20 protein-coding genes, 2 tRNA genes and 1 riboswitch are annotated in these 22,777 nt (G+C 39.4%); of the genes, 5 read left to right on the top strand and 17 right to left on the bottom strand.

Features of this window, described 5'->3' with window-relative positions:
* Nucleotides 1-32: 32 nt before the first annotated feature.
* The 11 genes from SOS22_RS00855 to SOS22_RS00805 form a co-directional block, all read right to left on the bottom strand.
* Entirely contained in the window at nt 33-1,256 is a 1,224-nt protein-coding gene (locus tag SOS22_RS00855) for a DUF308 domain-containing protein (protein WP_320596027.1), read from the bottom strand.
* Nucleotides 1,257-1,269: 13 nt separating this feature from the next.
* Nucleotides 1,270-1,875 (bottom strand): thiamine diphosphokinase, encoded by a 606-nt coding sequence (locus SOS22_RS00850; RefSeq protein ID WP_320325627.1) that lies wholly within the window; start codon nt 1,873-1,875, stop codon nt 1,270-1,272.
* Nucleotides 1,872-2,534: a ribulose-phosphate 3-epimerase gene (rpe, locus tag SOS22_RS00845; protein WP_320325628.1), complete on the bottom strand. Its 663-nt coding sequence runs from the start codon at nt 2,532-2,534 to the stop codon at nt 1,872-1,874. Before rpe ends, SOS22_RS00850 begins: the two co-directional genes overlap by 4 nt.
* Nucleotides 2,524-3,375, bottom strand: a complete 852-nt coding sequence (gene rsgA / locus SOS22_RS00840) for a ribosome small subunit-dependent GTPase A (RefSeq protein WP_320596026.1) — start codon at nt 3,373-3,375, stop codon at nt 2,524-2,526. Before rsgA ends, rpe begins: the two co-directional genes overlap by 11 nt.
* Nucleotide 3,376: 1 nt before the next feature.
* Nucleotides 3,377-5,038 carry a Stk1 family PASTA domain-containing Ser/Thr kinase gene (gene pknB, locus SOS22_RS00835; protein WP_320596025.1) on the bottom strand — a complete coding sequence of 554 codons (1,662 nt, stop codon included), beginning with the start codon at nt 5,036-5,038 and terminating at the stop codon, nt 3,377-3,379.
* A gap of 2 nt (nt 5,039-5,040) precedes the next feature.
* Nucleotides 5,041-5,778, bottom strand: a complete 738-nt coding sequence (locus tag SOS22_RS00830; RefSeq protein WP_320325631.1) for a Stp1/IreP family PP2C-type Ser/Thr phosphatase — start codon at nt 5,776-5,778, stop codon at nt 5,041-5,043.
* Nucleotides 5,775-6,821: a 23S rRNA (adenine(2503)-C(2))-methyltransferase RlmN gene (rlmN, locus tag SOS22_RS00825; protein WP_320596024.1), complete on the bottom strand. Its 1,047-nt coding sequence runs from the start codon at nt 6,819-6,821 to the stop codon at nt 5,775-5,777. The genes SOS22_RS00830 and rlmN overlap by 4 nt, the downstream gene beginning before the upstream one ends.
* Before the next feature lie 26 nt (nt 6,822-6,847).
* Nucleotides 6,848-8,050 (bottom strand): 16S rRNA (cytosine(967)-C(5))-methyltransferase RsmB, encoded by a 1,203-nt coding sequence (gene rsmB, locus SOS22_RS00820; protein ID WP_320596023.1) that lies wholly within the window; start codon nt 8,048-8,050, stop codon nt 6,848-6,850.
* Nucleotide 8,051: 1 nt separating this feature from the next.
* On the bottom strand, nt 8,052-10,157 hold the full coding sequence (gene priA / locus SOS22_RS00815) for a primosomal protein N' (protein ID WP_320596022.1): 2,106 nt from the start codon (nt 10,155-10,157) through the stop codon (nt 8,052-8,054).
* 153 nt (nt 10,158-10,310) lie between these two features.
* Nucleotides 10,311-11,174 carry a DUF4438 domain-containing protein gene (locus SOS22_RS00810; RefSeq protein WP_320325635.1) on the bottom strand — a complete coding sequence of 288 codons (864 nt, stop codon included), beginning with the start codon at nt 11,172-11,174 and terminating at the stop codon, nt 10,311-10,313.
* Nucleotides 11,175-11,176: 2 nt separating this feature from the next.
* The gene (locus tag SOS22_RS00805; protein WP_320596021.1) at nt 11,177-11,890 is read right to left on the bottom strand and encodes an RNA methyltransferase; all 714 of its coding nucleotides are present in this window, start codon (nt 11,888-11,890) and stop codon (nt 11,177-11,179) included.
* Nucleotides 11,891-11,981: 91 nt separating this feature from the next.
* Here SOS22_RS00805 and SOS22_RS00800 point away from each other — a divergent pair, with 91 nt between their 5' ends.
* The 4 genes from SOS22_RS00800 (at nt 11,982) to SOS22_RS00785 (ending at nt 15,999) form a co-directional block, all read left to right on the top strand.
* Nucleotides 11,982-13,064 (top strand): AI-2E family transporter, encoded by a 1,083-nt coding sequence (locus SOS22_RS00800; RefSeq protein ID WP_320596020.1) that lies wholly within the window; start codon nt 11,982-11,984, stop codon nt 13,062-13,064.
* A gap of 48 nt (nt 13,065-13,112) precedes the next feature.
* On the top strand, nt 13,113-14,018 hold the full coding sequence (locus SOS22_RS00795) for a putative manganese transporter (protein ID WP_320596019.1): 906 nt from the start codon (nt 13,113-13,115) through the stop codon (nt 14,016-14,018).
* Nucleotides 14,019-14,043: 25 nt separating this feature from the next.
* Nucleotides 14,044-14,142, top strand: a riboswitch (THF riboswitch).
* Between the two features lie 67 nt (nt 14,143-14,209).
* The gene (locus SOS22_RS00790) at nt 14,210-14,734 is read left to right on the top strand and encodes a folate family ECF transporter S component (protein ID WP_320596018.1); all 525 of its coding nucleotides are present in this window, start codon (nt 14,210-14,212) and stop codon (nt 14,732-14,734) included.
* Nucleotides 14,731-15,999, top strand: coding sequence for a folylpolyglutamate synthase/dihydrofolate synthase family protein (locus SOS22_RS00785; protein ID WP_320596017.1), 1,269 nt, complete (start codon nt 14,731-14,733; stop codon nt 15,997-15,999). The genes SOS22_RS00790 and SOS22_RS00785 overlap by 4 nt, the downstream gene beginning before the upstream one ends.
* Nucleotides 16,000-16,727: 728 nt before the next feature.
* Here the strand turns inward: SOS22_RS00785 and SOS22_RS00780 are convergent.
* From SOS22_RS00780 to SOS22_RS00760, 5 genes are all read right to left on the bottom strand, one after another.
* Nucleotides 16,728-16,816: transfer RNA gene (locus SOS22_RS00780), tRNA-Leu, on the bottom strand.
* Between the two features lie 5 nt (nt 16,817-16,821).
* Nucleotides 16,822-16,896, bottom strand: a tRNA-Cys gene (locus SOS22_RS00775).
* 100 nt (nt 16,897-16,996) lie between these two features.
* Nucleotides 16,997-18,691 (bottom strand): proline--tRNA ligase, encoded by a 1,695-nt coding sequence (locus tag SOS22_RS00770; protein ID WP_320596016.1) that lies wholly within the window; start codon nt 18,689-18,691, stop codon nt 16,997-16,999.
* Between the two features lies 1 nt (nt 18,692).
* Nucleotides 18,693-19,892 carry a peptidase U32 family protein gene (locus tag SOS22_RS00765; RefSeq protein WP_320325706.1) on the bottom strand — a complete coding sequence of 400 codons (1,200 nt, stop codon included), beginning with the start codon at nt 19,890-19,892 and terminating at the stop codon, nt 18,693-18,695.
* The gene (locus SOS22_RS00760) at nt 19,889-20,722 is read right to left on the bottom strand and encodes a peptidase U32 family protein (RefSeq protein ID WP_320325707.1); all 834 of its coding nucleotides are present in this window, start codon (nt 20,720-20,722) and stop codon (nt 19,889-19,891) included. Before SOS22_RS00760 ends, SOS22_RS00765 begins: the two co-directional genes overlap by 4 nt.
* Nucleotides 20,723-20,822: 100 nt before the next feature.
* Here SOS22_RS00760 and SOS22_RS00755 point away from each other — a divergent pair, with 100 nt between their 5' ends.
* On the top strand, nt 20,823-22,037 hold the full coding sequence (locus tag SOS22_RS00755) for an NADP-dependent isocitrate dehydrogenase (protein WP_320596015.1): 1,215 nt from the start codon (nt 20,823-20,825) through the stop codon (nt 22,035-22,037).
* Nucleotides 22,038-22,051: 14 nt separating this feature from the next.
* On the opposite strand, the gene SOS22_RS00750 is transcribed toward SOS22_RS00755, so the two are convergent.
* Entirely contained in the window at nt 22,052-22,762 is a 711-nt protein-coding gene (locus SOS22_RS00750; RefSeq protein ID WP_320325709.1) for an HAD family hydrolase, read from the bottom strand.
* Nucleotides 22,763-22,777: the final 15 nt, after the last annotated feature.

The raw sequence follows: 22,777 nt of genomic DNA, 5'->3' as shown, positions 1-22,777 counted from the left end.
CAAAAAAATGATGGATGAAGATCCATCTTTTTTTATGCAGCGATATGTATCTTACGATAAACGATGGGACTTTTTGACTTTTTGAATTCATGCTCCAGCCAGACAAAATAAGCACCCGGTGAAACGACACCTCTCAAATTTAATATGGCCGATCCTAATTTAGAAAATACCATATTGGTGAATTGCGCACAATTATCGCCCAATGCCCAATAGGTTTTAAACTTACCATTTATGATCTTATAAAATTGGACTTGCGTTGCATTACGCAAACGACTAGGATAATCATTCATATAATCTTGTGGATGAGAAAAGCCATTTTCTCTTTCAATCGCGCATAACCAAATTTTGGAACGTTGCTTGAGTGCCTCGATTTCATGTTCGATCCATTTGGCTTGTTTTTGGTTCACATGGATACCATATTCAAAAACAGAATTCTTTTCGGTATGTAGCATTTGTTTTAAATATACGTCAAAAGGAAGCATAAAAAAGACACCATCACCCATGGTTCCATTTAATTTTGATGATGCGATATCGTAATTACCGTAGCTATACACACAATCTTTGTAAGCAAAAGTGATATGTCCCACTTTCTGCAAGCCTTTTGGACCCACATGCACCATTACTCTTAAATCCGTTGTCGCATCGGTCTTCTTATCCGTTCTTTCGGTCTTATCTTGTTTTTTTAGACGTTGAATATACTGACCCGGTAAAAAAGCCAATACAATAGCTGGTAACATTAAATAATGTTTATGTTGCCAATGATAATCCGAACGAATACCCAACCAGCCATCTAAGAACGAACGCCCCGCTAAAGCGATACAATAGAGGCCAAACAAAAGAATCAAGACATTCACATCAAAGTTTTTATGAAAGAAAAGATAACTCCCAATGACTAAACAAAAGATTCCATTTCCTAGATCGACCAAAGAATGTCCTTCCTTGGTATGGATATCGATGAAAAATTGAACCAAACAGCTAACACAATACATCCACATATAAATCGCTGTGCCTAAGCGAACGATCCCATTTGAAAAATATTGATGATTGGAAATGAAAAAAGCAAACCCAATCGAAAGCAGACCCCATTCAATATCTATGACCTTTGGATGCCTCCCCGCTTTCAACAACTGTTTTGTACCATTAATAAAAAAGATAAAGACCATGAATGCATCAATCATCTTTAGCATTCGAAGTGGCCAAACAATCATAAAGATACCACAAAACAGATAAACCAAGCCATATGCAAATTCTTTCATAACGATCTCTTTTCTATTGAAAATTGGATTCTACACAAAGTAAACTTCCCTTTTCCACAACGACATGTGCCATTTTATCGACAAATGAATTGGATGTCAAATAGAGATCGCTCGGTTTGATCAAACGATGTGTTAATGGATACAATAACCCATCTAAAGTAAGGATAGATTCTTCCAAAGGAAAAAAAGAAATATGCCGATAGGCATTTTCAAGAAGATGTTCCCCTTTTTGAAGGATGATTACCTTTTGTTTTTCATCTTGCAGAATGACACGTTCTGGATCCTTTTTCAACAATTGAATATTCAATAATGTATGATCCAGACGACTGGATAGACCACCCCATAAAATAATGGTTGGATATCCTCTTTCCTTACATAAACGAATGGCCAGTTCACTATCGGTTTCATTCTTTTTGACTGGGTGTACAATGACTTCCATTCGCTTTTTTAACGAAGCCAAAGCGTTGGCATCCATCGAATCAAAATCACCAATCGCCAATCGACAATCATAACCGGCTTCTTCGATCAATAAAGCACCGGCATCAACACCAATGTAATCGACATTTTCCATGTGTGGCACCATGCGTGATTTTGGTGTAATTAAAAGCGCTGTTTTCATTTCAACAACGCCTTTACATTTTCAGCAATATTTCCCTTAAATACAAAACTACCAGCAACCAGTGTATCAGCACCGGCGGCAACCGCTTTCTTGTAGGTTGTGCCATTAATTCCACCATCCACTTCAATTCGATACGAAAGATGGAGTGCCTCTCTTTGTTGGGCCAACCACTTGACCTTTGGCATCATATCTTCCATGAAGGATTGACCACCAAAACCAGGCTCAACCGTCATGATCAAAACCATATCACAACTCTTTAATACAGGTTGGATGATTTCTATATCCGTCTTTGGCTTAACAACCACACCAGCCATGGCACCTAAGTGATGAATTTCATCCAACAACGATCGTACTTTGTTCATATCATTATCCAATGCTTCCACATGGAAGGTAACCATATTGGCACCGGCATCAATAAAGATGGGCGCATATTTAACGGGATCTGAAACCATTAAATGAACATCCATAACTAAATCGCTCAACTTACAGAAACCTTTTAGAATATCGGGTCCAAAGGTAAGGTTGGGAACAAAATGTCCATCCATGACATCAAAATGCAACCACTGCGCTAAAGATGCATTGAGTTGTGCGACTTGTTCTGGCATTTTTGAATAATCCATCGATAATACCGATGGCGAAATAATACGACTATTTTCCATACTGTTTTTCCTCTCTTTTTATTTGTATATAATCTTCATAAACACTGGGATTGATCAAACCGTGTTCCAAAGCTTCCTTTATAGCACAACCTGGTTCTTTTTCATGCCGGCAATCGGAAAACCGACACTGACCGACATACGGTTGAAAATCCTTGATGAGCGTATCTAGATGCGATACATCGATTCGTGAAAAATCCAAACTAGAAAAACCTGGCGTATCGGCTACCCATCCATTCGCAACTGGATGAAGCTGGCAAAACCGCGTCGTATGTTTTCCTCGTCCTAAGGCCTTGGAAATTTCTTGTGTCTGTAAAGAAAAGGAAGGATCCAACCGATTCAATAAAGAACTCTTTCCAGCTCCCGATTGACCGCACAATACACTGATCTTATCTTTCAATATCCTCTTCAAATCCATATCATCACTACCTGGATAGGTATAAATAAGGGTGTAGCCTGCTTTCTCATACCATGCCATTTCGGTTTGATACTTGGTCATATCAACAAGATCCGACTTCGTAATACAAATGATTGGTTCCACATGCGATAAACTAACCAAAAAAATCAATCGATTTAATAAATGACAAGAATAATCCGGATCTTTCATGCTGGTCACGATCAACGCTTGATCCACATTGGCAATAGCTGGTCGCAACAAACGATTGGTTCTGGGTATGATCTTTTCAATCACATACCGATCATGGACAGCTGAAAATTCAACCCAATCACCGACAACCGGGGCTTGTCCTTTTCGCATTTTTCCGCGTGGCCAAGCCACAACAAACTGATTTTCATATTCGATTGTATATTGATTCGAGATGATCTTTATAATTCTGCCTTGCATACTACTGATAATACAGTGTGACCACACTGTCTGATCCTTCCTGTGTATATGTTGATCCCACACTTGGGCTTACGCCTACAACGATACCGGTATCGCCACTTCCCGATAAAACCACCGCAATGCCTTGATCATTTAAATACGTCTTGGCCTCATTCACATCCATACCAATCAAAGACGAAGGAATCACGATAGTGGGATTTTGACTTACCACAAACTGAATCGTTTCATTCGCATTTGGATCAATACGAGTACCTGCTTTTAATTTCTTTTGCGATAAGATAACACCTGGATTGGTATCGGCCGCGTTTTTATATTTGACTTCAATATTGAGTTTCACGCCCTCTTCATCCAAGGTGTTTTCGGCTTCAGCAAGAGTAAGTCCGGTAAAATCTGCTACAAGATACCCAGGTCCTTTGGAAACCTTCAAAACAATAGTATTCCCATGATAGACCGATTGTCCAGCATCATAGTTACAAGAAATCACCTTGCCTTTATCTACCTGATCACTTAATACTTTTTTGATCGTGATATGGGTAAAGCTTTTGGCTCGTAATTTCTGTTTGGCTTGCGATGTAGAAAGATTCACAACATCCGGCACTGTATAATATCCCAATAAACCATCCACCTGAATGATATGTCCGGCAACTAAACCCAATAATATGATCAAACAGATGATAAGGATGACAATGGTACGAATGATCCAGGTAAACCATGGAAATGGCTTCTTCTCTTCTATTTCGATGGGCTCATCCGAATATTCCACTTCCACATGTCCATCATTCACGTCGACTTTAGCAATATTTGGGGTTGTGAATGTGATCCGTTCGACATTGCGCATTTCCCAATTCATACAATTTTGAAGATCTTCTAACATCGCCAAAGCCGATGAATAACGATCTTTTGGATCTTTGGCGGTTGCTTTTAAAATAATATTTTCTACGGCTTGAGGAATCGTTGGATTAAAATCACGCACATAAGGCATAGGCTGCCGCAAATGTTTGACGGCAATTTCCGTTGGCGTCTTCCCATGAAAAGGAACATCCCCTGTCAATAATTCATAAAATACGATCCCCAAAGAATAAATATCGACTTGTGCCGTTGCTTCTTTCCCCTGCGCTGTTTCTGGCGCTAAATAATGAGCCGAACCCATAACGGCATTATTTAAAGTCAATTGAACAGCATCATTGGCAATCGCAATACCAAAATCAGTGATCTTGACTGTTCCGTCGTCTTTAACCAACACATTTTGTGGTTTGATATCGCGATGGATGATATTGTGCTTATGCGCATGATCGATAGCACTGGTTAATTGGGTCATGATCTGAATGGATTCACTGACACTCAGAGCACCACGCTGTTGGATCAATTGTTTCAAGGTTCGTCCACGGATAAATTCCATGACAATATAATGCATGCCATCGGACTCACCTACATCATAGATATCAACGACATTAGGATGTGACAAACGACTAGCCGCACTGGCTTCCCGTTGGAAACGAACCAACGTCATGGCATCATGACTTAATTTTTCGCGTAATATTTTGATTGCGACAATTCGATTTAAAATGACATCTTTCGCTTTATAGACATCAGCCATCCCCCCTTGACCGATCAGCGAAATGATCTCATATCGATTGGCAACTTCTTGTACAGCTAATGGCATATTTACAACCTATCATTTTCAACAATGACAACCGTACAATTGTCATATCCACCAGCCCGATTGGCTTTCGAAATGAGTGCCTTTGTTTTTTCTTCCAGACTCATTTGTGGATCTTCGACAATATTTTGGATATCTTTATGGGAGACATATCCATGTAGACCATCACTCGACAATAATATATATTGAAAGGTGTTTTCTATCTTATGTAGATCAATTTGAAACACATGCCAAACCCCCAATGCATTCGTTAATGTATTTTTTTGTTTATGCCAACGTGCTTCTTCTTTGGTGATTTCACCTTTACGCAACAAACGACTCACCACATTGTGATCCTCTGACATTTGGATCAATCCTTCCGCATAATCCGCGTATACACGAGAATCACCCACATTAAAAATATAAGCAGATTTTTTGGTCATCAGAAAACCAACACATGTCGTTCCCATGCCACGTTCATTTTTATTGTGTTGCGCTTTATAGTAAATTGCATCATTGGCCTTATTCAAAGTTGTCTGGATCCATTCATCGACTTCATAATCATGATCCAATACAGGAGACTGGATAAAAGCATCACGAATGGTATGAACGGCAATATGACTGGCTACTTCACCAGCCGCACTGCCACCAATACCATCACAAACAACTGCAATACAGTCACCACGATCATTTTCCAGGTAAAAGAAATCATCTTCATTTTCTTGACGTACATTACCTATGTCCGTACTTCCAAATGCTTTCATTGACCCAATCCTTTCTTGATTTCATTGATTCGTAATTGCCCACAAGCCGCATCGATATCTTGTCCATGTTCTTTGCGAATCGTACAACGAACATTATTTTTCATCAAAAGATCATAAAAAACCATCGCTTCTTGTCTGGTCACACTTTTGAATTGTTTCTCATCCACGGAATTATATGGAATCAAATTGACATATGCATTCAATCCATGGAGCAGTTGTGATAATTGTCTTGCATGTTGTGGCTGATCATTGACACCTTTTAATAAAATATATTCAAATGTCAAACGACGATTGTTCTCTTGACCATAATATCGAATGGCTTTCATCAATTCCGATAAGGGATACGCTTGATTGATGGGCATCAATTTGGATCGTAATTCATCATTGGGTGCATGCAAACTAATGGCTAAGTTATATTGGGTGTGTTCATCCGCAAATTTATAAATGCGTGGAACAACACCACACGTAGATATCGTGATATGACGTGAACCAATCCCTAAGCCACGATCATGATTCACAGTGGCTAAAAAATTCATCACATTCTCATAATTATCAAAAGGTTCTCCGGTTCCCATCACGACAATGTGGCTTAAGCGTTGTCCTTCTTTATCCAATTCTCGTTGAATATTCAAAAACTGGGCAACCATTTCCCCACTGGTCAGATTGCGTCGTTTTTTGGTTAGACCACTCGCACAGAAAGCACAGCCCATGTTACAACCCACCTGACTTGAAACACAAACACTTCGGCCATAATCAAACACCATCATAACGGATTCCAACAACGAACCATCTTCGGTTTGAAAGAGAAATTTGGTGGTGCCATCAAAAGACACTTGTTTTTTAACTACCTTCAATGAATCGATCACAAATCGTTCCTTTAAGATTGATCGTGTTTCTTTGGATAAATTGGTCATCGCATCCACATCGGTCACTCGTTCCCGATACAGCCACTGAAAGATCTGATGACCGCGAAATCGCTTCCATCCCATCGATTGTGCGAAATCACCCATTTGTTCATAATTCAAGTCGTATAAGCTTTGCATGCTGCCTCCTTTGATACATTTCAATATTATACCAAATTCTTGCTTTTTTGCATCTTTGCCATAAAAAAACCATCATGCATTGAATTTGGAAAAATCGTTTTTTGCGACAATAAAATAAATTCTGGATGTGAAGCCAAAAAACGATCCACTTGTTTTTCATTTTCTTTCTTATTGAGCGTACAAGTCGAATAGACCAGAATACCGCCATTGACCACATGTGTACTGGCACAAGAAAGAATTTGTGCCTGTAATGGGATCAATGTATCCATATCACTTGGCTGCATATGAAGTTTAATGTCTGGTTTACGTGCCAATACACCATATCCACTACAAGGAACATCACATAAGACCTTAGAATACATGCCCAATCCATTCAATTTTGTCGCATCACCCACTTGTGCATGAATGCAAGATAATCCCAATCGTTTGGCATCTTGTTGGATCAATTGAACACGGTGCGCATGAATATCGATACAATCGATGTATCCTTCATCCTTCATCCTTTCTGCCATGGCCATCGCTTTTGTTCCCGGTGCACTGCAACAATCCAATACCCGATCTCCAGCTTGTACATCCATAAATTGGGCAATCGCTAAAGAGCCGCGATCCTGGACACTGATCTTTCCTGATATATATAAGGGATCGGATGTGATATCATGTCCGATATAAATATCCGGACTTTTGATCGTTTTGTATTGTGCGATCTCTTCTTTATCCATGCGTAATGGATTACATCGAATCGTCACTGGCAAGATCTGACAAGAGCAGCGAGCCATGTTTTCGGCTTGTGTTTTTCCATATTGTTTGGTCCACATTTTTACGACCCAAGATGGACACGATGTTTCAAACGCAATCGGATCCTTTTCATTTTCCAGTGGTTTTACTTGATGAAGGATCGCATTCACAAAGCCTTTCGATCGAGGTTGTATCAAACCGGCTAAATTGACCGCATCATTGATGATAGCATAAGCCGGCACTTTATCTAAAAACAACAATTGATAGGTGCTCATGGTCAATAAAACGGCGATTTTGTCATTGACTTTGCGTTTGGCATAGATTTGCCAACACGCTTCGCAATACGACCAATTTTGGATCGTACCATAAAATATCCGTGTGGCCAGATTTCGATCTTTTGGATCACACGATTTTAAATGTTTCCGCAAATATAAATTTGAATATTCTCCATGTAGTTTGACTGCAATCAATGCACGTAAGATCCATTCTCGCATTTTATTCCTCCAATAATATCGGATACATATTGATATCGACATTTCCCTTCATGGCTTTCGCAATCTGCCATACACAATCATGCAAAGTGTTTTGATTCCTTGCTTTTAAGACCAGACGATAGCGGACCTTTTTCTGTCGCATGGATATTTCCACAGGACCTAATACTTTTACCGAAACCGCCATTGCTTTTGCTTGGGATGCTTTTTTCATCGCTCGAGCTGGATCACTATCCGAAAAAATCAACGTGCACATGTATACGTAAGGTGGATACATACCAAGATGACGAAATTGCATTTCTTGTTTAAAAAATCGTTTATAATCATGATAACGTACACAGCGCATCACATATTGATCCGGATCAAAGGTCTGGATATAGACTTCGCCTTGCTGGGATTGCCGACCAGAGCGTCCCGAAGCCTGCTCCAATAGATCATAGGCTAATTCATTGGAAGAAAAATCCAATCGAGCTAAGCCACTATCGGCATTGATGATCCCAACCAGACTGACACGGGCAAAATCCAATCCCTTCGCAACCATCTGGGTTCCTAATAAAATATCGCCGGATCGTTCAAATTCTTGTAACAACTTTTGATGGGCTTTTTTTTTGCGAGTCGTATCCGCATCCATACGAACGATATGGGCCGATGGAAAAAGCGAATGAAGTTGTTCTTCAAGTTTTTCGGTTCCCATGCTCGACTGATAGAAATGATGTCCACCACATGTAGGACAGCTATCCATATACGCAAAGGTCCTCCCACAACAATGACACATCAATACATGATCTTTTTTATGATAAGACAAAGCCAGCCCGCAATCAGGACAGGTCATGGTCTGGCCACAATCCATACAGCGCATGATGGGCAGATAACCTCTGCGATTTAATAATAAGATGGTTTGTTCCTTATGCGTGAATCGAGTCGAAATCGCATCCAACAAATCTTGGGATAAGCCTGCCTGACTCTTTTGGGTCTTCATATCCACTAAGTGGATCGTTGGCATCGAAACGGAAATACGATGGGTCAATTCAACCAAATGATAGACCCCTTTATAGGCACGGGCATACGAATCCAAACTTGGCGTGGCACTGGCCAGCACCACTTTGCATCCATGATACTGAGCACGCCATTTTACGATATCACGCGTATGATAACGAGGCATATTTTCTTGTTTATAGGAAGCATCGTGTTCTTCATCCATCAGGATCAGGCCTAAATTTGAAAAAGGCATGAAGACGGCTGAACGAGTTCCAATGACAATGTCCACTTTATTCTCTTTTACCAGACGGTATTGATCATATTTTTCCTGCGCATTCAATTGGGAATGATAGATCGCAATTCGATTTCCAAAACGGGCCGATACGCGATCGATCATCATGGGTGTAAGACCAATTTCTGGTACTAAGAAAAGAACTTGTTTGCCTGTTGCCAAAACTTGCTGGGCAAGTTGCAAAAAGACTTCGGTCTTTCCCGAACCGGTCACACCATGTAATAAGAAAATCGTATCGGATGATGTCGAGATCGTGGCGACGGCTTGTTTCTGTTCCGGTGTCAAAGTAAAAGCATGATCTGGATGGGTAGACACAATTTTTGACATGCCTTTTGGTCTTTGTTCAACCATAATGTATCCCTGGTCGATCAATCGTTGCGTCATGGTGCGTGATCGTTTACGCAATTGGGATAGTTTACATGGAAAAGATAGGGAAGCTAAAAAAGCAGCTTGTTTGGGTGTTAAAGAACCCGATCCCTTCCCTGCCATAGCCCATTGTTCATAAACGATCGGTCGATGGGTCGAGGATGGTTTCAAGGCTGGTGGCAACATCGTTTTTAAACAGCTTATTTTTGAAGTCACATAATGATCGGCCATCCACGAGGCAAGCTGAAGCAATTCTGGATCCAACAAAGGTTCGGGATCCAATACTTCAAGTACTGATTTCACATTTTCTAGATCACATTGATCACAAATCGCATCGACAAAGCCAATCAAAGTTTGATGGCCAAAGGGCACTTTGACACGACTTCCTATGGATACTTCCTGATCGGTTTGATACGTGAAGGTTTGATTTAGAGATAAACTATTATGTTCGATATAGACTTGCACATAATTCATGATTTTATTATCTGATTTGTGAGTAGAACTGTCAAATATCATGACAAATGATAAAACTATTCGATCCATCATGAAGTTTCAAAATGCGCATGAGTTTATAGATACAAGCTTTTAGAATGCAAAAAAAAGCTGCCGCGAAAGACAGCACATCTTTTATCGTTTCAATAAAGCATCTTTATATTGGACCAAATTTGCCTGGGCTTCTATAACTGGTTCAATAGCTGGTGTTGCACTTGTGGCAACAATGGTTAATCCAGGTCCATGCCCACTGGTAAAAGAATCACTATGTACGACAACGCCAATGGTTATAGCTCCCTGTTTATAATGCGGTCCATACGTACTGTCGTGATCTTTAATGGCCACGAAATCCCCAAAGCGAAGTTGATTGATTCCATAGATGTCATTCGCTTTTTTATCTTGGGTCATGATATCGTAATCGCCTTCCATCATCGTATCACTCCCTAAACCGGCACCCATTAAATAGGGTGGTAATACGCACACAACCGGAAATTGAATGGTCGTTTTGGTTTCTTGGATGGGAATTTGCTCGAAAAGATCCGGATCGATATTCATCATATACACATCTTTATGGTCCAAAAGTTTTAATCCTTGTCCATACGCTTTCACTAAGAATTGTTCATGACCTGTCATTTTTTCAATCGCTTCTGGCGGAAAGTAACACATGGTATGATCTACCCCACCATGGGTTCCGGTCACGATGCCTTTGGATCCCTGTGCTGGACCAGATAGACAAATGACTTCATTGCCAATACAGGCTAAGGTTTCAAGGGCATGGTTTTCACGATCACTGGGATTGGCAATCGTAACACCGGGTTCGACATGGTCTCCCGCAATACCCATACAAGCGTCGCCAATGGCATGGGAATATACAATTCCACCAGTTCCTACAGGTAATCGGCCTTTCCCATCATAGCCAACATAAAAATGTCCCATACGGGGATGATCCACTTGTCCATTCACAGCTATTTTTACTAATTGATCTCGATTGATTCGCATCTTTATTTCCTCCTTTGTCGCATGATTTCAAACCCAAATACTGCACAAGCACTCGATGTATCAAGCGCATTGCGAAACTCTCTTCCATATTCAATATATACATTTTGAGTGGCATGATCTAATAGGGTTCGACTAATTCCTCGATAGGCACCGCCAATCGCTATACAACATGTTTTTGGAAATATCACCTCATATAAACTTTGTGCTTGGTTTCGATAGGCACAATATAGAGGAATTCCGTTTGTCCTTATATATTGAATAAAAGCCTTATCATTTTCAACCATATAAATGGGCAATTTTTCAAACGCACCGGCACTCGATCGAAGAATGATCGTTTCGGCATGTTGCCAATCTCGTAAAGGCAAGATCAAACCATCACATCCAGCTGCATATAAGGTGCGGCAGACACTACCTAAATTATATGGATCTTCTAAACCATCAATATAGACGCTCCATCCATCCATTTTAGGGGGTTTTTCAAATTGTCTGGTCTTGGCTTTAAGCAGCATGCCCCCATGCGTTTTTGAAGTGGCCATTTGATCTAATTGATGGCGATCCATCATTTCTACTTTACAATTTTTTTGTCGGGCCAAATGAATGATATAATGAAAATCCTTTGTGCGTTTTTTCTTATCGACGTATAAACAACTACAAATGCGGTTGGGATTTTCTAAGATGGCCTTGCATGAAATCGTTCCTTCGTATAATTTGTCCATAAAATTATTATATATGTTTTGAAACTATTCTTCTAGATGATAAAATAACTCCGTGTGAGGTGATAACATGCACGTTCGTTTCGATAATGAAATGAAGAAAAAAATAATCGTATATTCTTTATCCCTGATCATTGCGTTTGTCATTGGCATTATCATTTATAATTGTGGCACGATCGTCAAGGGAATCCAAACTTTTACGGCAGCTGCATCCCCCTTTATTTTTGGATTGGGATTAGCCATTGTCTTGCGCATTCCTGTGCGTTGGTTAGAAAAATCATTATTTAAGAATTTTGAGAAAAAAAGACTTTGGTCTGCTTTGGTAGTATTTTTGATCTTTATCTTTTTATTGATCTTAGTTATTTCCATGATCCTTCCGAATTTGATTCATTCCATTCAACAATTATTGACGAATCAAAAAATGTTTCAGTCCAATATCAAATTTTATATCAAACAAATTGAACAAAATATGCATATTGATCTATCCAATGCCGAAGCGTATATGACCGGTCGTTTATCGAAATTGGTATCGGAAAACTTAAACAAGATTGCCAGTTATTCTGTTGCTGCTGTCCGGTTTATCATCAATACGATCTTAGCCATCGTTTCCGCTTTCTACATCATTTTGGATAAAGAATCACTTTGTAAAACATTCAAACGTTTGACCTATGCCCTTTTTCCAGAAGGCATTGCGAATCATTTGGTTCATTTTACCCATACGACAAGAGATGTCTTTGATAGTTTCATCATTGGTAATATCATTGACTCCACGATCATTGGTATCATTTGTTACATAGGTACCACCCTTTTTCACTTGCCATATGCACAAATGATTTCATTTACGGTTGGCATTACCAATTTGATTCCGGTTTTTGGACCATTCTTGGGCGCTATTCCCAGTGCCATCTTATTGGTGTTGATCAATCCCATTTATTCTTTGATCTTCTTGATCTTCATTTTTATTCTTCAGCAATTTGATGGCAATATCTTAAAGCCTCTGGTATTGGGCGATCAATTAGGTCTTTCTGGATTCTGGATCTTATTCTCGGTAACTGTCGGTGGCGGGCTTTATGGCGTCATTGGTATGTTCCTGGGTGTTCCTGTTTTTGCACTCATTTATCGAACGTTACAGGAATTTACCGATAATAAGCTCAATGAAAAGAGATTGGAACCATAAGCAAGCATATGACTTGCTTTTTTTGTGGAATTCCGTATGATGAAAGTTATGAAATTTTTGATTGATATCTTCATAGAATGTGTCCATGATACATGGGCCATGTTACCGCTTTTATTTATTACCTACTGTATCATCGAGCTCTTTGAACGGAAGCAAACATCGGCTTCGGATGAAAAGATCTTCTTCGGTCTACAACGCTTTGGTCCATTGATTGGTGCTCTTGTGGGATTGATCCCGCAATGTGGTTTTAGTGTTTTAGCTGCCATGCTCTTTGTGCAAAGAAATATCACCTTAGGAACTTTGGTTGCTGTCATGATTGCCACCAGTGATGAAGCGATACCCATCCTTTTAAGCAATCCAGACCTCTATTCAACCCTTGGTTTTGTGTTGGTTGGCAAGTTTGTCACAGGTATTGTCGTTGGCTATCTGGTTGATTTCCTCTTGCGAAACCAACAACACATCATTCGTTTTGAAGAAATGGAAGAAGAAGACAGTGATGCCTATGCTGAGTACGATGATGACCAATCCAGTGCGGCTGTGAATGGATGTAACTGTTGCTATCCCGATTATCCATTGCCATTCAGTGCTTTATTACGATCCTTACGTATTTTTGGATTCTTATTTGTGACAAGCTTTATCATTAGTTTGTTGATCGAATGGCTTGGACCACAAACGATTCAAAACGTACTCTTGGATCATTCCCTTTTTCAACCGATTTTATCCGCTTGTATTGGGTTTATTCCCAATTGTGCAGCCACCGTTGTATTGGCGCAATTGTATGCTGCCGGAACATTGAGTTTAGGCTCTTTATTTAGTGGTCTTGTGACCAATTCTGGATTGGCTCTATTGGTCTTGATTCGTTATGGCGAAAGAAAAAGAAATCTGATTCGAGTCATCCTTATTCTTTTCTTGACCGGTGTGATCACGGGAATTGGTTTGACCCTATTTATATAGTGTGATACTATACGTCTAGACATTAAGCAGAGTAAGATCCCATGCGTAAAGTGCCATCTGAACAGGGAGTTGACAGATGGACGAAAAGTAGTAACTTGCGATATCGGATCTGCATCCCGCTGCTACATATTCTGGTATCCAACCTCCTTATGTAGTAAAAGGACCTATACTGCACAAAGGAGGTTTTTCTAATGTCAAAATTAAAAAATGTTCGCGTTCTAACGACAACATCCATGATGATTGCCATCGCAATCATATTGGGATTTTTTAAAATTCCCATTACCAATGTGATCGAAATTCGCTTTTCACAAATTCCCATTGCGATGGAATCGGCTTTATTTGGGCCCATATTGGGCGCTATCGTTGGTGCTCTTGCCGATATTGGCGGCTACATTGTAAAGCCGACAGGCCCTTATTTTCCTGGTTTTACGATCAGTGGACTCGTCTCTGGTTTGATTTTTTCCTTGGTCCTATATAAAAAAGAAATCTCACTCAAACGCGTATTGTTGGCTGAAATTCTATACACGCTGATTGTGGGGCTAGGATTCAATACCCTATGGTTATCCATATTGTATGGGAATACATTTTGGGCTTTCTTAATGATGCGTCTAGCCAAAGAATTGATCATGATTCCTATCAATACTGCATTGATGATGGTTATATTAAAACCGGTATCCATCACCAGCTTCTTTAAGCAAAGTGTATCGATACAATGAATTACGAAGAAACAATGCATTGGTTGATGCATTTCCCTGTTTTTCAACCTAAAAATGTCATTCATGGAAAAGCACGTATGGATTTGAACACTATACGTGCTCTTCTTGCATATTTGGAAAATCCTCAAGATGCTTGTTCCTATATCCATATTGCCGGTACCAATGGAAAAGGATCATGCGCTGCTTATCTCAATTCGATTTTAACACAAACCTCTATGCACATTGGTTTTTTTACGAGTCCTCATCTTTTTGATTGGAAGGAACAAATACAAGTAGACAATCAATGGATTGACCCTCTTTCTTTAGCTGAATTGGCCACGCAAGTACGAAATATTGCGAAGGAACACGATCTGCATCCCTCCATGTACGAAGTTACTTGTGCAATTGCGTTTTTGTATTTTCAACATAAGCAATGTGACCTAGTCATTTTGGAAGTTGGTTTGGGCGGAGATGTCGATGCCACCAATGTCGTTTCCCATACTGTTTGTGCCTTGATCACAGCCATTGGTTTGGATCATACGGAATTGTTGGGCCATACATTATCAGAAATCACATCGCATAAAGTGGGTATCATCAAACCGCATTGTGATGTGATCGTCTATCCGCAAACCCAAGAGGTCCTTGAAGTCGTTGCTTCCCAATGCCAACAAAGGGATGCGAAAATGCATATTGTGCCTTCTATACAAGCCGATACAAAAGATCTATCGGGTCAATCGTTTCATGACTACCATACACAGTTATTGGGTACATATCAGGTGCAAAATGCAATGATGGCCATCACAACCGCTCAGATCCTACAAACAAAGGGATATCCAATTGCATCGGCTGATATACATCGTGGTATTAAAATGACGATTTGGCCTTGTCGCTTTGAAATCATCCAAAAAGATCCCATTCGTATTGTCGATGGGTCTCATAATGTGCAAGGTGTATACCAGTTAAAAAAATCGTTAGAGACTTATTTCAAAGCGGAAAAAATAACCTTTGTAATGGGTGTTCTAGAAGATAAAGACTATGAAGTAATGATCGATATTCTAGGTCCTATATCGTCTTGTTTCTATACGATCACACCACCCAATCCAAGAGCCCTGGATGCACAAACATTAGCTCATATCATCCAATCGAAGGGACATCCTGCCATTGTTTCATCATTGGATCAAATTGTGGATCAAACCCGTTCGATTTCATCCATTGTTTGTTTCTTTGGCTCCTTGTATTATGTAGGTCAAGTCCGAAACAAGATCTGTATGCGACAATTTCGATGATCGCTATGAATCAATCATAGCGATTTTTTTTAATCATTCTCACAATATCAAAAGGATTATCCAATATATTGAATACCATTTGGAAAGACACACAATCGTTGACGCGTTGCTTTTTACTCACGATATAACAAAACCGATTGTTTAAATATTTCTTGAAATCAATATATACGACATTCTTTAAACATCCGGTATTTTTTTGACAAGAATATACATATAAAATTCTTCCGTCAATGAAATGAATTTTATTCGGATCATGATTACCTAAGTCTACATTCGTAAAGACTTCTCTATCGTATGTATGTATTTGATTCCATATGTAAAAAAATGATGCAGAAATTCCTTTTTTGTATGTTCATCTTCTAAATATCACCAAATTCTTTTATCTCGATAAGTTTCTAATCGCGTTGCGAACGTTCTTGTTTTCCTCCATGCAAAAAAAGCCCTATCATGATGATAGGACATGGTATTCCCCATTATATTGGCTTTACCACCTTGCATACTGTAGGTTGGTGTGTGCTGCGAGCCAATCTCTAACACACTCTTTATAGGTATTTGTATCCGAATAAAAAGATGATCGTAAATCATTTGTGAATGGCAGAAACGTATCAGTCCCCACTCCATTTGTTACACATTAATTATTTAAATCGTGAGTGAAAAATGCAATCAAAAGTAGGCCAAATGTAGGCCACTAAAATAAAAAACCCTTTAAATAAAGGGTTTATTATCGATGGTGGGGACGGTGGGACTTGAACCCACACGGGAATTAACTCCCAACGGATTTTAAGTCCGTTGCGTCTACCAATTCCGCCACGACCCCATAAATGGAGGTTCCGATCGGAGTCGAACCGATGATCACAGAGTTGCAGTCTATTGCCTTAGCCTCTTGGCTACGGAACCAGGTGCTTATTTATTATACAAGATCCATTGTATAATTGCAAGCTCATTTCGACCTTGTTTATAATAACATGGATCCTGTATAATGCCAAGCATTTTTTATCTATTTTTCATAAATTTCAATGATTCGATCTTCAATATCATCCAAAGATACTTCCGTCTTTTCTCCGGTTGCTCTTTCGGTCCATTCAAGCATACCATCTTTTACACCACGACCAACCGTGATACGATGTGGGATACCAATCAATTCCATATCTTTGAATTTGACACCAGGACGTTCTTTTCGATCATCCAATAAAACATCATAATGACGCTTCTTACAGAAAGCATATAATTGATCTGCCACTTCCATTTGGCGTTCATCTTTATTGGAAATCACAACGATGGCTAATCGGAAAGGGGCTACTTCATCGGGCCACATCAAGCCTTTTTCATCATTGTATTGTTCGGCAACAGCGGCCATACAACGCTCCAAACCAATACCATAGCAACCCATCCAAATCGGTTTCTGCTGGTTGTCTTGATCCGTATAAAGCACATTTAAACTCTTTGAATATTTGGTTCCAAGTTTAAATAAATTGCCTACTTCAATACCATGTTCAAATGTCAATGGTTGGCCACAAACAGGACATACATCCCCATCTTTGACTTGACATAGATCGGCAATGGCTTCGGGTTGAAAATCTTCAACATTTACATTTTCATAGTGATGGTCCGTTTTATTTGCACCCACAATAAAATTATGCATTTTTAAGATTTGACGATCCATATAAACTGGACAATCAATACCAATTGGACCTGCAAATCCTACCTTGGCATGGGTTACTCGTTCGACATCTTCAAAAGCTGCCAATTCCATTTCATTAACACCTAAAAGCTTCATGGCTTTGGCTTCATTTAATTCACGATCCCCCGGCACACAGAATGCCACGATCTTACCGTCGGCATTATAGAGCAAAGTCTTCACAAAATCACTCGGTTGTTTTCCAAAGAAAGCTGCAACCTCTTCGATGGTTTTCGCATTGGGGGTTTCCTTGATTGAATAAGGCACTTTTGGTTCAGTTGACTCCGGTTTATTATCAACAACTTCGGTAATTTCCATGTTGCTTGAAAAGTCGCAACCTTCACAGCCAACAATGATATCTTCTCCAATGGGTGATAAGGCTTGGTATTCTTCACTTAATAAACCACCCATCGCACCGGTATCTGCCCGCACAACTTTATATTTCAGTCCCAAACGATCCATGATACGACAATAGGCATCATACATCGCATCATAAGATCTTGCCAATCCGGCTTCGTCGGTGTCAAAAGAATACGCATCTTTCATGATAAACTCACGCACACGAATCAAACCAAAACGAGGACGTGTTTCATCACGATATTTCGTTTGGATCTGATATAAATTATATGGAAAATCTTTATAGCTCTTGCCATCCATGCTGGCTGCCATCGTAAATAATTCTTCATGGGTTGGTCCTAAAACATAAGGACGATCATTACGATCATGAAGCGCAAACATATTGGAGCCAAACGCTTCTCTTCGACCGGATTTTTCATAGACTTCCTCCGGACTCAAGGCAGGCATCAATAATTCTTGTGCCCCTTTGGCATCCATTTCTTCACGAATGATATTTTCCACTTTCGCTAACACTTTTTTACCCATTGGCATGATCATATAAATACCGGCACTGGTCTTTTTGATCATACCAGCTCGCACAAGCAAATTACTCGATACACTATCTTCATCTTTTGCGTTTTCACGCAATGTATAAAAAAAACTTTGACTTAATTTCATTTTATTTTCTCCTCTTTCGAATCATTGCATTTTTTTGCCAAGGCCCATCCCATTTCGCATAAACGATTTGCATCGGTTTATTGCACACATTCATGGGATCTCCATTTTCATCTTCGATCCATTGAAGATGGATCGGCGTACTTGGAATTTGGGGACCAAATATTTCTAGAGCGTCTTCGAACACAAATTTATTTTTGACTTGTAACTGTATTTTATCATCCTTTTGACCCATAACAAACGCAACATATTCCTGGGTCACCGTCTCATCATGATCTTGGTATAACTGAACCGTTTCGTCCGGTAACCCTTTATAAAAGCCAGGCCCTGTTTGGCGATTTTCTGCTTTGGCAATCTCCAATTTAATGGCATCTAATTCTTCTTGGCTGACTGTTCCTTTTTCATAAATATGATCGATCAAACGACGATAACTGGAAACCACACAAGCAAGATAATAGGCAGACTTCATTCGTCCCTCGATTTTTAAAGAAGCAACGCCCCATCGAATAAAGGATTCAATTTCATCAACAGCTTGTAGGTCTTTGGACGACATGCAAAATAATTGTTCCGGATCCGAGAGTTCTTTGTTTCCTTCCATGAGATGATATTTCCATCGACAGCTTTGTGCACACCCCCCACGATTGGCATCTCGCAAAGTCATATGGTTGCTTAAAACACAACGACCCGAATAGGAAATACACATGCCTCCATGAATAAATATCTCAATCGGCAGAATTTGTTTTTGAGCCATCGTTTGGATTTGTTCCATACCGCATTCTCGCGCCAAAACAACACGATCCATGCCTTGTTCTTTCCAAAATTGGATAGCTTTTGAATTGGTGCTTGAATGTTGGGTAGAAACATGCACTTCAAAATGACACCCCAATGATTTTGCCAATGTCATAATATATGGACTGGCCACAATGATCGCATGGACACCAATGGCATCCAATTGCTGCAAATAGGTTTGGATGCCTTCCAGATCATCTTCATGTGGTAACATATTGACCGTTACATGCACATGGGCATGGTGGTCATTCGCAAAATCGACCAACTCCTTCATCTCGTCCAAAGAAAAGTTCGAAGCGCGTGAACGCAGGGAAAATTGTTTTCCACCAATGTATACTGCATCCGCCCCATATAAAATGGCGATCTTAGCTTTTTCCAGATTACCAGCAGGAGCTAACAATTCAATTTTATTCATTTCTGCTCCTCCTTTTTTCGAATCGTTTGTTGATGATACCAATGATCAGAACCAGGCATCACAAGGTGTTCTTTATATGCATTTAAAATATCAATGGTCCAAGCATCGGATTGAAAAATGGAATCGATTCGAAACCGAGAGATTCCATATTCTTTTAATGTCTGCATCTCATGACTGGATTGAATCGGTTGTTCACTGAAAATATGCGTACCCGTTTCATCTTGGAGAATAGGCATGCGATCCGATCGGGTTGCTTCGATGAGATCATATCGTAAGGTCGATGGCACATCCATATTTTCTTGATGCATATAATTGGAAACCAGAGGTCGACGCGAATAAAGAATCGAAAAATAGCCATTGATCAATACTTCCAAATGTGGAGCTTGCGCAATTTTTTTCATTTCATCCAGTGACAATTCGTGAGCTAAACTTACGGCTTGTATGCCTTGATTTAAATAAAATTGCGCATCCAAATGATTGGTTATTAACGTTTCCGGTTGATAAATCAATGCATTTTGATAACCAATCTCTTTCGCTACTTGTAAGACGCCTTCATCTGCAAAATAAAATCCTTGGATACCTAAGGATTGACATTGTTGTAGAGTATCTGAAACAAGAGGTAGATCTTCATCCATCATCAGCTTTGTTCCATTGACATATAGATCCAAGTTGAATTGATCACAATTTTCCTTCCATTGCGATAGTTCGTTCCTTTCAATCGTACATGGACAATGTAAAGCAAGAGGCTTGACACCAATGATGACGCCATCACAACCGGCTTCTTTTAAAGCTTTTAAAGATGATTTTTCATGAATTGTTGCAAGAATCATTTCTTTACCTCCACAATGTCTATATATTACCACAAATAAAAATAGTTTTGGCATACGGATACAAGAAAAGGTATAATGGATGCATAGTTGGAGGATGCCTATGGAAAAAATTCAAATGAAAACGCCGTTGGTTGAAATGGATGGCGATGAAATGACACGTATTTTATGGAAGATGATCAAGGATGAACTGATCCTTCCCTATGTGGATTTAAAAACAGAATATTATGATCTCGGATTAAAACATCGAGATGAAACCAATGATCAAGTAACGATCGATGCAGCCAATGCCAATAAAAAATATGGAGTTTCCGTAAAATGTGCAACGATCACACCCAATGCACAACGAGTAGAAGAATACAACTTACATCAAATGTGGAAATCTCCCAATGGTACGATCCGTGCCATTCTGGATGGAACGGTGTTCCGTGCTCCTATCATGATCGATCCCATCCAACCGGTTGTACGCAATTGGAAAAAGCCAATCACCATTGCTCGTCATGCCTATGGTGATGTATATCGAGATCAAGAAATTCGTGTATCCAAACCAGGAACAGCTACATTAAAATTTACCGATGAAGATGGCCGGACAACCGAAGAAAAAATCTTTGATTTTGAAGGAAAAGGAGTACTTCAAGGTCTTTATAATAAAGATGATTCGATTCAATCATTTGCTCGTAGTTGTTTCAATTATGCTTTAGATGCAAAACAAGACCTATGGTTTGGTGCAAAAGATACGATTTCGAAAAAATATGATCATACGTTCAAAGATATTTTTCAAGAAATCTATGATCAGGAATACAAAGACAAATTTGAAGCAGCTGGCATCACTTATTTTTATTCATTGATCGATGATATCGTCGCCCGAGTGATTCGTAGCGAAGGTGGCATGATCTGGGCTTGTAAGAACTATGATGGTGATGTAATGAGCGATATGGTATCGACCGCATTTGGTTCGTTAGCCATGATGACCAGTGTATTGGTTTCTCCAGATGGCAATTATGAATACGAAGCAGCCCACGGAACCGTTACGCGTCATTACTACAAATATTTGAAAGGTGAAAAAACCTCGACCAATCCGATTGCTACAATTTTTGCCTGGACAGGAGCTCTCGCAAAACGTGGTGAAAAAGACGGTTTGGAAGATTTACAAACCTTCGCTCATACGCTTGAACAAGCTTGTTTAGATACATTGAATGCAGGTATCATGACAAAAGATCTTTGTGCCTTAGCACAAGGTGTAGAAACCAAACAAGTGAATTCGGAACAATTTATTCAAGCAATCAAACAACAATTAGAAAAATTGATGGCCGCCTAAGCGACCATCTTTTTTTATAGGTCTTCATTTGATACGACGTATCCTCTATTTTCCAGTTTTTTTAATAATGCGATCAACTGCTCTTCGGTATACACTACATAATCGGCGGCATCTCCTTCCATTTGATGATGTCGATTCAAATGAATGGTATGCATGCCAGCCCCTTTTGCTCCTTTCATGTCATTGATATAATTATCACCAATATAATACCAATCGGAAATGTTTGTATGGGTATACTTGGCAATGGCTTGAAACGCTTGTGGATCGGGTTTCGCATAGCCCAATTGTCCCGATGTATATACATGATCGGGCGCAAAATAAGCAAAAACATCCAAAGCTTTTAATTTCATTCGTTGATGATCATCGAATCCATTTGTCAAGATTGCAATCTCACTGGATGTATTTTTAAAATATTCATGGTAGGAGGGTGCCATTTGAATATGATGTTGGTTTTCTCGATACAGATCTTGAAAATCAGCCGCTTGTTCTAGACTCATCTCTAATCCCAAAGCTTGACTGGATGCATAAATACGATAGATGCCACTATCATCTACAGTGATCGTATCATTTTGTAACAAATCAAATACTTCATCTCCATATTCTCGATAAATACGATAAAATTCTTCTAAATCACCTTCATAATCTGGAAAAAATTGTGCGATGCATTTGCGAAAAGGATCTTGTAGATCATAGAGTGTGTCATCACAATCAAAACAAAATTTCATACATACCTCTTTTCT

The organism is Absicoccus sp. (genome assembly GCF_034090965.1).
Lineage (GTDB): Bacteria > Bacillota_I > Bacilli_A > Erysipelotrichales > Erysipelotrichaceae > Absicoccus > Absicoccus intestinalis.
The sequence above is the reverse complement of the archived record's forward strand: the minus strand, read 5'-3'. Positions and strand labels throughout refer to the sequence as shown.

Excerpts from the sequence above, each read along its gene's own strand:
- SOS22_RS00760 (WP_320325707.1), bottom strand. The coding sequence starts at position 20,722 with ATGATTCTTGCAACAATTCATGAAAAATCATCTTTAAAAGCTTTAAAA.
- pknB (WP_320596025.1), bottom strand. The coding sequence starts at position 5,038 with ATGCCATTAGCTGTACAAGAAGTTGCCAATCGATATGAGATCATTTCG.
- rlmN (WP_320596024.1), bottom strand. The coding sequence starts at position 6,821 with ATGCAAAGCTTATACGACTTGAATTATGAACAAATGGGTGATTTCGCA.
- SOS22_RS00790 (WP_320596018.1), top strand. The coding sequence starts at position 14,210 with ATGTCAAAATTAAAAAATGTTCGCGTTCTAACGACAACATCCATGATG.
- rsmB (WP_320596023.1), bottom strand. The coding sequence starts at position 8,050 with ATGCGAGAATGGATCTTACGTGCATTGATTGCAGTCAAACTACATGGA.
- rsgA (WP_320596026.1), bottom strand. The coding sequence starts at position 3,375 with ATGCAAGGCAGAATTATAAAGATCATCTCGAATCAATATACAATCGAA.
- SOS22_RS00765 (WP_320325706.1), bottom strand. The coding sequence starts at position 19,892 with ATGAATAAAATTGAATTGTTAGCTCCTGCTGGTAATCTGGAAAAAGCT.
- SOS22_RS00810 (WP_320325635.1), bottom strand. The coding sequence starts at position 11,174 with ATGCGAATCAATCGAGATCAATTAGTAAAAATAGCTGTGAATGGACAA.
- priA (WP_320596022.1), bottom strand. The coding sequence starts at position 10,157 with ATGAATTATGTGCAAGTCTATATCGAACATAATAGTTTATCTCTAAAT.
- SOS22_RS00795 (WP_320596019.1), top strand. The coding sequence starts at position 13,113 with ATGAAATTTTTGATTGATATCTTCATAGAATGTGTCCATGATACATGG.
- SOS22_RS00770 (WP_320596016.1), bottom strand. The coding sequence starts at position 18,691 with ATGAAATTAAGTCAAAGTTTTTTTTATACATTGCGTGAAAACGCAAAA.
- rpe (WP_320325628.1), bottom strand. The coding sequence starts at position 2,534 with ATGGAAAATAGTCGTATTATTTCGCCATCGGTATTATCGATGGATTAT.
- SOS22_RS00755 (WP_320596015.1), top strand. The coding sequence starts at position 20,823 with ATGGAAAAAATTCAAATGAAAACGCCGTTGGTTGAAATGGATGGCGAT.
- SOS22_RS00830 (WP_320325631.1), bottom strand. The coding sequence starts at position 5,778 with ATGAAAGCATTTGGAAGTACGGACATAGGTAATGTACGTCAAGAAAAT.
- SOS22_RS00850 (WP_320325627.1), bottom strand. The coding sequence starts at position 1,875 with ATGAAAACAGCGCTTTTAATTACACCAAAATCACGCATGGTGCCACAC.
- SOS22_RS00805 (WP_320596021.1), bottom strand. The coding sequence starts at position 11,890 with ATGGACAAATTATACGAAGGAACGATTTCATGCAAGGCCATCTTAGAA.
- SOS22_RS00785 (WP_320596017.1), top strand. The coding sequence starts at position 14,731 with ATGAATTACGAAGAAACAATGCATTGGTTGATGCATTTCCCTGTTTTT.
- SOS22_RS00855 (WP_320596027.1), bottom strand. The coding sequence starts at position 1,256 with ATGAAAGAATTTGCATATGGCTTGGTTTATCTGTTTTGTGGTATCTTT.
- SOS22_RS00800 (WP_320596020.1), top strand. The coding sequence starts at position 11,982 with ATGAAGAAAAAAATAATCGTATATTCTTTATCCCTGATCATTGCGTTT.
- SOS22_RS00750 (WP_320325709.1), bottom strand. The coding sequence starts at position 22,762 with ATGAAATTTTGTTTTGATTGTGATGACACACTCTATGATCTACAAGAT.